The sequence below is a fragment of the Sagittula sp. S175 genome (assembly GCF_049800975.1).
Lineage (GTDB): Bacteria > Pseudomonadota > Alphaproteobacteria > Rhodobacterales > Rhodobacteraceae > Sagittula.
This window is the reverse complement of record NZ_JBNAGB010000003.1, coordinates 101,074-109,275: the sequence shown is the minus strand read 5'-3', so window position 1 is coordinate 109,275 and position 8,202 is coordinate 101,074. Positions and strand designations below refer to the sequence as shown.

8 protein-coding genes are annotated in these 8,202 nt (G+C 66.0%); 1 reads left to right on the top strand and 7 read right to left on the bottom strand.

Annotated elements, in window-relative coordinates:
- The first annotated feature begins 243 nt into the window (after window positions 1–243).
- A complete protein-coding gene (locus tag ACP16H_RS05375; protein WP_425071235.1) occupies window positions 244–1,260 on the top strand; it encodes a hypothetical protein in 1,017 nt (338 codons plus the stop codon).
- Window positions 1,261–1,336: 76 nt separating this feature from the next.
- Here ACP16H_RS05375 and ACP16H_RS05370 read toward each other — a convergent pair whose 3' ends face one another.
- The 7 genes from ACP16H_RS05370 to ACP16H_RS05340 form a co-directional block, all read right to left on the bottom strand.
- Window positions 1,337–2,680, bottom strand: coding sequence for an SPOR domain-containing protein (locus tag ACP16H_RS05370; protein ID WP_425071234.1), 1,344 nt, complete (start codon window positions 2,678–2,680; stop codon window positions 1,337–1,339).
- A gap of 329 nt (window positions 2,681–3,009) precedes the next feature.
- Window positions 3,010–3,417 (bottom strand): hypothetical protein, encoded by a 408-nt coding sequence (locus tag ACP16H_RS05365; RefSeq protein ID WP_425071233.1) that lies wholly within the window; start codon window positions 3,415–3,417, stop codon window positions 3,010–3,012.
- Window positions 3,414–4,055, bottom strand: coding sequence for a uracil phosphoribosyltransferase (upp, locus tag ACP16H_RS05360; RefSeq protein ID WP_425071232.1), 642 nt, complete (start codon window positions 4,053–4,055; stop codon window positions 3,414–3,416). The genes ACP16H_RS05365 and upp overlap by 4 nt, the downstream gene beginning before the upstream one ends.
- Window positions 4,052–5,083, bottom strand: a complete 1,032-nt coding sequence (locus tag ACP16H_RS05355) for an adenosine deaminase (protein ID WP_425071231.1) — start codon at window positions 5,081–5,083, stop codon at window positions 4,052–4,054. The genes upp and ACP16H_RS05355 overlap by 4 nt, the downstream gene beginning before the upstream one ends.
- Window positions 5,080–6,282, bottom strand: a complete 1,203-nt coding sequence (locus ACP16H_RS05350; RefSeq protein WP_425071441.1) for a phosphopentomutase — start codon at window positions 6,280–6,282, stop codon at window positions 5,080–5,082. The genes ACP16H_RS05355 and ACP16H_RS05350 overlap by 4 nt, the downstream gene beginning before the upstream one ends.
- Entirely contained in the window at window positions 6,279–7,568 is a 1,290-nt protein-coding gene (locus tag ACP16H_RS05345) for a thymidine phosphorylase (protein WP_425071230.1), read from the bottom strand. Before ACP16H_RS05345 ends, ACP16H_RS05350 begins: the two co-directional genes overlap by 4 nt.
- Window positions 7,568–7,960, bottom strand: coding sequence for a cytidine deaminase (locus ACP16H_RS05340; protein WP_425071229.1), 393 nt, complete (start codon window positions 7,958–7,960; stop codon window positions 7,568–7,570). The genes ACP16H_RS05345 and ACP16H_RS05340 overlap by 1 nt, the downstream gene beginning before the upstream one ends.
- Window positions 7,961–8,202: the final 242 nt, after the last annotated feature.

Genomic DNA, 8,202 nt, shown 5'->3' with positions numbered 1-8,202 from the left:
TGGCTGGGTGTGTGCCCGCGGCCCCCCCCCCCCGGGCGCCCCCCCGGGGGGGGCGCCCGCGATTGGGGGAAGCTCTGCTTCCCCCCAATCCCCATCGCGGTATTTTCGTCAAGATGAAGCAGAAGGGCCATCGCCCTGGTCAATTGGCCCAGCCTTCATTTCTGCAACAGCCGTTGCCAGATTGCACCCGCTCTCGCCTGCGTGTTATCGTTTCGCCTGATCCAGAGGCAGAGCAGCGCCCGCATGACCGCATTGACCAAGTTCCAACGGCTTGAGGCCACTGGCCTCTGGCGCCCCGATACCGAGGCGCAGCGCCGCGAGGTCATTGTCTCGCTGGGCGATGCAACCCTGACAATGACATCGACTGCCGGCGAAGTGCTGGCGCATTGGTCGCTGGGTGCCGTTACACGCGCCAATGGCACGCAGCTTCCTGCGATTTATCATCCTGACAGCGCCCCGGAAGAGACCCTCGAACTGGACGAGGGCGAGACCGAGATGATCCAGGGGCTCGACCGCCTGCTGAAGGCCATCGACCGCCGCCGACCGCGACCTGGCAAGCTGCGTTTTCTCTTGTCTGGCGCCGCCGTTGCGACGCTGGTCGGGCTGGCGGTGTTCTGGCTGCCGGATGCGCTGGAGCGTTACGCCACGACCGTCGTCCCGCCGGTCAAACGCGCTGAAATCGGGTCGCGCCTGTTGACCGAAATCACGCGCCTGACCGGACAAGCCTGCATGAGCAATGATGCACGCGAGCCTTTGCGCCGCTTCGCCCTGCGCATCCAGCCCACAGGCAGCGTTGTGATCCTGCCCGGCGGCGGCTTTACCAGTGCGCATCTGCCCGGCAAGATCATTCTGCTGAACCGCAAGGTGGTGGAAGACTACGACGATCCGGACGTTGCCGCGGGCTTTGCCCTGGCGGAATCCACCCGCGCCATCGCCACTGATCCACTGGGCGAACTTCTGGACAGCGCCGGTCTGATGGCGTCGCTGCGGCTACTGACGACAGGCGAGCTGCCAGAGAGCGCGTTGACGGCCTACGCAGAACACATCATGACCACGCCCCCGGCGCCGCTGTCTCCGGCCAGCCTGTTGCCGGCGTTTGCAGCGGCAGAGCTGCGCAGCTCGCCCTATGGCTATGCCGTGGACGGGACGGGCGAAAGCACCCTGCCGCTGATCGAGGCCGATCCACGGAGGGAAGAGGGCTCACGCATGGTTCTGTCCGATGCCGATTGGGTGCGTCTGCAATCGATCTGCGGCTCCTGAGCCTTGCTTTTCATTCAAGCATGAAGAAACCCGCGAGCCGAGGCTGCGGGTTTCTTCGTTTCGGTTCTGATCAGTGTCAGCGGATGTAGGCCTGCGTGTATCCAGTGCGATGCACCGCTGCCAGGGCAGCGTCCACGGCCGTTTCGGTTCCGTAGGGGCCGACCCGCAGGCTCTGCATCGCTGCGCCGCCACGGGTCACAGAGGCTTGCTGCACAGGAAACCCTGCTGCCGCCAGACGCGCTGCCGCCGCCTGTGCCTTGGCCGGAGTGGAGAAAAGCCCGATCTGGACATAGCCTCCGCCCGAGGTCGTGGTCGAACTGCGGGTGGAGAGCACGTCGGTCCGGTACGGTGCCTGCGCCGCGTAATCCCGTTGCACTTCGGCAGGCGGGTACCCTTCGGCTGCGCGGTAGGCAATCACCGGCTCCTGCACGGAATGCTTGTACTTGCGCGTCCAGAGATTCGCGGGGAAGCGCTTCTGCTTTTCCGCCTGGTTGATCAGGCGGCGCGGCACCTGATTGGTCCAGACCTCCTGAGTCTCCATGAAACCGGCAACGGTCTGGATGGCTCGGTAGGGGTTCAGGCGATCATCTTCCCAGGCCGGACGGTAGCCGGCCGGCACCGTGGCCACCTGCGTGTCGCGGTTCTCGTAAACGTGGCGCGGCACGATGCGCGTCTGCGGCGCAAGGTTCGAATCCTGCCAGGAACTGCGATTGTAGTGGACGTTCTTGCCCGGGGCGGGCGCTTCGCCACGGCGCACGATGGTCACATGCGGCTGGGTCTGCGGTCCACAGCGGACCTCGACACGGGTGTTGCCGACCATGCGGTAGGCCTTGCCCGACTGGCAGGCATCCCGCGAGGGGATCCGCACGGTGGTCGGGGCAGTGACCGAAGGCGTGACCGGAACCGGACGTAGAACACGCGGCGGTTCGGCTGCGACCGGCTTGGAGGCAGGGGCCATGATGACGCGCGGCGCCGCGGGCACGGCCACGCGGGGCGCGTTGGTTGCCGCCGTGCGCATGACCGGCTTGGGTGCCGTACGCACAGGCGCCGGTGCGGGCGCAGTCGGTGCAAGAGTAATCTGAACGGGGGCAGCCGGCGCAGCAGGTGCGGGAGCCGGTGCAGGCGCCGCAGCACGCGGAGCAGGCGCGGCTGCGGCGGTCACGGTTCGGCTACCACCAAATGTCGGCGTCTGGCCGCAGATCGCCTGACGCTGGCGGGTCACGCGCGGCACCCAGGTCACATGGCCATCGAACCCGGCACGTACAAAGACACAGCCCGCGTTATCCACAAACTGGCGACCCGTGTAATCGGCGGGTGGGAAGTTTGTCGGAATGGCCGTCTGCTGCGCAGAGGCAGGCTGCGCGAAACCGACGAAATAAGTCATAAATGTGGCGCACAGCGCCAGGTTCTTCATCATCATATCTGCCCCCACAGATGGTCAACGCACCATGCCGCACCAGCTTTAGCCTGTAAAGCTTTGAAAAAACACAGCTTGCCTAGAATCCTCTGGACTCCGGGCGTGAAACAAGCGGTGGTAGCCGCCCGCCTTAGAATCGCCTTATTTTGGGGCCGAGATAAAGATGGTTAATGGAAACGGTGTATTTCTGGGGGCGAATTGCGCGGCAATAAACGCGCCAAAAAGGCCGTTTCGCCAGCGGGAGCGATTCTCTGAAGCGATGTGGCACCGGGGGAAAACCTGTCCCGGGAATCACCCGGGCCCGGGCATTTTCGTGCCCGCCCGGGGCAACTTCAGGACGCCGGGGCGACGGCAACGGCCTCCCAGAGCCGGGCGGCGGGTGTCCCTGCAAAATCGGCCATGCGGGTCTCCAGATCGACGAGCCACGGCCCGGCAAACGCCTGGGCATCGGCGATGGCGCGTGCGAAATCTGCCCGCGCGGCATCGTCGCGGCCCAGCTGGGCCTGTGCAATGCCACGTTCAAGATAGAGAGAAGCGCTCCGCGCCCTCTCCCGGGCATCGAGGCGCGTCCACCCGCCCAGCGCCAGCGAGATGGAGCAGTAGCGCAGCTTGGCCGCGCCCTCGTAGCGATCCTTTCGGCAGCCCGCGCCGGTCAGGCCGGAGGTCATGGCCAAGGTCCAGGCGGTCACGAACAGTGCCGCCCAAATCCCGATCAGCCAGCGCTTTGCGCGTGGGCTCACTTTGTCCCGAACATCCGGTCGCCCGCGTCACCCAGACCGGGCACGATGTAGCCCTTCTCGTTCAGGTGATCGTCCAGCGAGGCGGTGACCACGGGCACGTCGGGGTGCGCTTCTTTCATCCGCGCGACGCCCTCGGGCGCGGCCAGCAGGCAGAGGAAACGGATGTCCTTTGCGCCCGCCGCCTTCACCAGATCGATGGCCGCCGCCGAGGAATTGCCCGTTGCCAGCATCGGGTCCACGACGATGGTCACGCGGTCCTCCATGTTGGCGGGGAGCTTGTTATAATATTCCACCGGCTGCAAAGTCTCCTCGTCGCGGTACAGCCCGATGAAGCCCACGCGCGCCGCCGGGATCAGTTCGAGGATGCCGTCCAGAAGCCCGTTGCCCGCCCGCAGGATCGACACCAGCGCCAGCTTCTTGCCCTCGATCATGGGGGCGTCCATCTCGCACAACGGCGTCTCGATCTTCACGTTGGTCATGGGCAGCGAGCGCGTGACTTCGTAGGCCAGCAGGTGCGAGATCTCGCGCAACAACTGGCGGAAGGACGCGGTCGAGGTGTCCTTGTCGCGCATGATCGACAGCTTGTGCTGCACCAGCGGGTGATCGACGATTGTCAGGTGTTGGTCGAGATCGGTCATGTCTGCTCCAGTCGTTTCAGAACCGCCTCGCGCGTGGCCGCATCGCAGAATGCGGCTTCGATGGCGGTCTTGTTCAGGTCCCTGAACACCTCTTCGCCCCACTGGAAGGTGCTTGCAAGGTCTTCGTATTCCTTGTGCATCGTGGTGTGGAAAAACGGCGGATCGTCCGTCGAAACGGTCACTTTGACGCCGCGCTCGCGCAGCTTTGCGATGGGGTGGTCTTTCAGCGAAGGGAACACGCCAAGGAAAACGTTCGAGCCGGGACAGACCTCCAGCGTGATCTCGCGTTCGGCCAGCATGTCCAGCAGCGCGAAATCCGTATGCGCCCGCACGCCGTGGCCGATCCGCTCGACGCCAAGGTCCTCGACCGCCTCGCGCACCTCCTGCGGCCCGTTCCATTCGCCCGCGTGGGTGGTCAGCCTCAGCCCCGCCTCGCGGGCGCAGTCAAAGGCCCATGCGAAGTCGCGCTGCTTGCCCTTCTTCTCGTCGCCGCCCATGCCAAAGCCGGTGATGAAATCGCCCACGGTTTCGGCGGCACAGAGCGCCGTGCGCCTGGCCTGATCCGGCCCAAAGTGACGGATGCAGGTCACCGTGCCGCGCAGAAGGATGCCGTGATCGCGCTCCGCTTCGCGCGCAGCGTCCTGGATGGCGTGCAGGTATTCCTTCCAAGCGCTGACGTCACCGCCGCCGCAGAAATCCGGAGACATGAATGTCTCGGTATAGATCACGTCATTCGCGGCGCTTTCCTCCAGCACCGCCGTGCACAGCCGCGCGAAATCCTCGGGGCTTTTCAGCACCGAGGTCGCTGCCTCGTAAACCTCGAGGAAATGCCAGAAGTCGCGGTAGTCATACGACCCGTCGGGGCGAAAGATCTTCGACAGGTCGACCTTCTTTTCCTTGGCCAGCCCACGGATGAAGGCAGGGGGCGCCATGCCTTCGAAATGGGTGTGCAGCTCCACCTTGGGCAGGCGCGAGATGTTGTGGATTTCCTCTTCGGAAAGCGGTTCGTTCGGGTCACGGTCGGTCACAGAAAGCTCCTCCCCGGCCCTTGTGCCGGGACATTCAGATGTGCGGCGATGGAGGCAGCGACGTCGGCAAACGCCACCTGCCCCAGCGACCCGGCCCCTGCCCCGTGCACCAGCACTGGCACCCGTTCGCGCGTGTGGTCTGTGCCGATCCATGTGGGATCGTTGCCATGGTCGGCGGTGATGACCAGTAGGTCGCCGTCGCGCAGACGTGGCAACAGGCGGCCCAGTTGCTTGTCGAACCATTCGAGGTGACGCGCGTAGCCCGAGACATTGCGGCGATGGCCATAAAGGCTGTCGAACTCGACGAAATTGGCGAAGGTCAGCGATCCCTCGGGCATGTCGTCGACCGCCTCGAACAGGTGGCGCATCAGGTCCACATCCGCGCCCTTCACCACCGTGTCGATGCCGGACATGGTAAAGATGTCGCCGATCTTGCCGATGGCATGGACCTTGCCCCCGGCGTCCTGCACCCAGTTCGTCAGGATCGGCTTGGGCGGCGTGATGGCATAATCGTGGCGATTGGTCGTTCGGGTGAACCCGCCCACATCGCCCACGAAGGGCCGCGCGATCACCCGCCCGACCTTCATGGCGTGCAGCATGGGGGCCAGCCCCTCGCAGAGGTCGTACAGCTTTTGCAGGCCGAAATGCTCCTCGTGCGCGGCGATCTGGAACACGCTGTCGGCGGAGGTGTAGCAGATGGGCCGCCCCGTCTGAACATGCTCCTCGCCAAAGCGCTCGATCATCACGGTGCCCGAGCCGTGGCAATTGCCAAGGATGCCGTCGCTGCCCGCCAGTGCGCAAACCTTCTGCACGACGTCATCGGGAAAGGCCGGCACTTCGTCCGGGAAATAATGCCAGTCCCACGGCACCGGCAGCCCGGCCAGTTCCCAATGCCCCGACGGCGTGTCCTTGCCGATGGAGGTCTCGGTCGCAGCCCCCCAACGGCCCGTGGGCGCGCCACTGGCCCGCGCGGCACCGCTGGCAAGGTCCGCCGCGCGATACAGCCCCAGCCCGGCCATGACGGGCAGGTCGAGCGGCCCGCTGCGCCCGTCCTCGGCCGTACCCGCCGCGCAGGCATCAAGGATATGTCCCAGCGTGTCCGCCCCGGTGTCCGGGTGGCCGTTGTTGAAAAACCGGTCCGCATCCGGCGCGCCGCCGATGCCCACCGAATCCATCACCACCAGAAATGCGCGCATCAGGCGACCCTTTCGATGACCAGAGGCACATCCTTCGGCGCCTCGCCATAATGAATGGCCGCGCGGACTGCGGCGGCGGCCCGATCTGCCTGCCCCTCGCGCGCCGCGTGAACCCGCGCGAGCGGCTGGCCTTTTTCGACCCGGGTGCCGACCCTGACCACCTCGGTCAGGCCGACCGCCGGGTTCACTACGTCGGTCTCGACCCGGCGTCCGCCACCAAGGTCGACGACCACCAGCCCCAGCGCCTCGCCGTCGATGCTGGCCACCGTGCCGGCGTCCACCGCCGTGACCTCCTGGATCACCGGGGCCTCGGGCAGGAAGCGCCGCCAGTCCTCGGTGAAACTCAGCGGCCCGCCCAGTTCATAGACCATCTTGCCGAACCGCTCCGCCGCCGCGCCGCTATCCAGTGCCTGCTCCAGCTTGGCCGCGCCATCGGCGATCCCGGCGGTCTTCAGCAGTTCGACCCCAAGGTCGATGCTGAGCTGACGCAGCGGCCCCTGCCGCGCGCCGGTCAGCACCTCCATGCAGAGGTCGACCTCCAAGGCATTGCCAAGCGAAGGCACCAGCGGCTGGCTCATGTCGGTGATCAACGCCGAGGTCGGGCACCCCGCCGCATTCGCCGTGCCCACCAGCGCCTGCGCCAGCGCGCGGGCGTCATCGACCGTCTTCATGAAGGCACCCGATCCGCATTTCACGTCCAGCACCAGCGATTGCAGCCCCGCCGCCAGCTTCTTGGACAGGATCGAGGCGGTGATCAGGTCGAGGCTCTCGACCGTCGCCGAAATGTCGCGGATCGCGTACAGCCGCTTGTCCGCAGGCGCGATGTCCGCCGAGGCGCTGACAATGGCGCAGCCCACCTCGCCCACGATCTGCCGCATCCGGTCCTCGTCCGGCGACACGGAATAACCCGGGATCGCCTCCAGTTTATCCAGCGTCCCGCCGGTATGGCCAAGACCGCGCCCCGAGATCATCGGAACGTAGACCCCGCAGCAGGCCAGCATGGGCGCGAGCACCAGCGACACGCAGTCGCCGACGCCGCCCGTGGAATGCTTGTCCACCACCGGGCCGTCCAGGTCCCAGTCCAGCAAATGCCCCGAATCCCGCATCGCCAAAGTCAGTGCCACGCGCCCCGCCTCGTTCAGGCCGCGCAGGCAGACGCCCATGGCAAAGGCCCCGGCCTGCGCCGCACTGACCTGCCCGTCGGCGAGGCCTTGCGCGAACCACGCCAGTTCCTTGGGCGACGGGTCCTCGCCGCGCCGCAGATGCGCGATGACCGTGCGGGCGTCCATCAGCTGCGGTCCATATGCTCGGTCGTAAAGGCGCCGGGCAGCAGGTCGCCCACCGTGGTGACCAATTCCGCGCCGTCCACCGTGGCCAGCGTGACCTTTGCGCTGGATTTCGCGAATTCCATCAGCTTCTGGCGGCAGCCGCCACAGGGGGGCACCGGGTGCGGGCTGTCGGCGATGACATAGGCTTCAGCGATCTCGGTTTCGCCCGCCGCGACCATGGCCGCAATCGCCCCCGCCTCGGCGCAGGTGCCTTCGGGGTAGGCCACATTCTCGACGTTGCAGCCGACGTAGACATTGCCCGCAGGGGTCAGCAGCGCCGCGCCCACCTTGAAATGCGAATAGGGAACATAGGCGTTCTCGCGCACCGCGCGCGCGGCGTCTGACAGCGACATGGGAGTCTCCGTGGCTATAGGGTTCGGCCATCGTGCGAGTCCGATACGCCATTTGCAAGCCCGTCCTCGGGGAAAGCGGCCCGCCTGCTCCCCATCGGCCTGCTCCGCAACGGGCTTGATTAACCTCTTTCGGGCGCAGACCCTCTATCCAGAGGAGAATCGCCGCCACCGCCCGCGAAATATCGCTGCGTTAGCGCAATCAAACAGACACACCCTTGGCAACGCATGGCCCGCCCTGCTAT

Excerpts from the sequence above, each read along its gene's own strand:
- ACP16H_RS05370 (WP_425071234.1), bottom strand. The coding sequence starts at position 2,680 with ATGATGATGAAGAACCTGGCGCTGTGCGCCACATTTATGACTTATTTC.
- ACP16H_RS05340 (WP_425071229.1), bottom strand. The coding sequence starts at position 7,960 with ATGTCGCTGTCAGACGCCGCGCGCGCGGTGCGCGAGAACGCCTATGTT.
- ACP16H_RS05345 (WP_425071230.1), bottom strand. The coding sequence starts at position 7,568 with ATGGACGCCCGCACGGTCATCGCGCATCTGCGGCGCGGCGAGGACCCG.
- ACP16H_RS05375 (WP_425071235.1), top strand. The coding sequence starts at position 244 with ATGACCGCATTGACCAAGTTCCAACGGCTTGAGGCCACTGGCCTCTGG.
- upp (WP_425071232.1), bottom strand. The coding sequence starts at position 4,055 with ATGACCGATCTCGACCAACACCTGACAATCGTCGATCACCCGCTGGTG.